The sequence below is a fragment of the Hydrogenivirga sp. 128-5-R1-1 genome, from assembly GCF_000171895.1.
In genome coordinates, this window is record NZ_ABHJ01000535.1 from 1 (window position 1) to 1,027 (window position 1,027).

At 34.2% G+C, this 1,027-nt stretch carries 1 protein-coding gene and 1 pseudogene; both read right to left on the minus strand.

Features of this window, described 5'->3' with window-relative positions; all coding sequences use genetic code 11:
* Positions 1-688, minus strand: a 688-nt coding sequence (locus tag HG1285_RS00125; protein ID WP_008289753.1) for a tRNA 2-thiocytidine biosynthesis TtcA family protein, incomplete at its 3' end; no start/stop codon positions are given.
* A 74-nt stretch (positions 689-762) separates the two neighbouring features.
* Positions 763-1,027, minus strand: a pseudogene (locus HG1285_RS20160) (hypothetical protein); the annotation flags it as partial.

Consider the following 1,027-nt stretch of genomic DNA (forward strand, 5'->3'; position numbering starts at 1 on the left):
CTATATACTCAATATTGTTGAAAAATGCATAAAGTGCCGCTTCTTTCTCTGTTATTTTGCACAGGGGTTTTACTTTTCTAATAAATCCGTTTTCTTCTCTTAAAACAGGATACTGTCTTTTGAGGTAATCAATATCCCAGTGGAGTGTATTTCCAAATAGGACAGCCACTTCATCATCAAGGTTGTGTCCTGTGGCTATTATGTTGTATCCAAGTTCTTTTGCATATTTGTTCATGTAATACCTTTTTACCGTGCCACAGGCTGAACAGGCAGGCCTATTGGTAATCTGGTCTATTTGTGGAATTGGGGCTATTTCTTCTTTAAGTGAAACTATATGTAAAGGTCTTTCTATCTTTTCTGCAAACTGGAGTGCAAGTCTTTTACTATCCTGTGAATACTCATCAATCCCAAGGTCTATATAAAATCCATCTGCTTCATATCCAAGTTTTACCAGTGCATTCCACAAAGCAAGGCTGTCTTTTCCGCCTGAAACAGCAATTAGTATTCTGTCTTTAGGAGAAAACATACGAAACTCTTTTATAGTTTTTGCCACTCTTTTTTCAAACCACTCTATAAAATGCTTTTTGCATAAAGCAAGCCTGTGGTGTGGCAGGAAAACCACAGCCTTTTCTTTTTCTCCTTTTGCCTTACAAACTGTGCATCTACTTCCTTTTTTAAGTTTTGCCATTTTATCTCCTGAAGGATTTTAATACCGGATAATAATTATATTCTTACACAGGAATTTTCAAATATTATGATTTTTTATACTTTAAAATCAATTTTTGAGATAAAACCTATATCAAGGTTTTCTTTTAGGTAGATACCTGATTGGGAGAGTTGACTATTTTTGAAAGGAAAATAAGTTTGAGTATTACCCAGATATATTGCTCCTATATCTAAATCCTTAAGGGAATAAATTCTGTCTTGAGATGGAGTTTTCATCCATACACCTAATTTGTTAAAAATCCTATCATTTTCATCTATCCAGTTGTTTTTATCCTCATCGTAATCGGATAACTCACCAAAG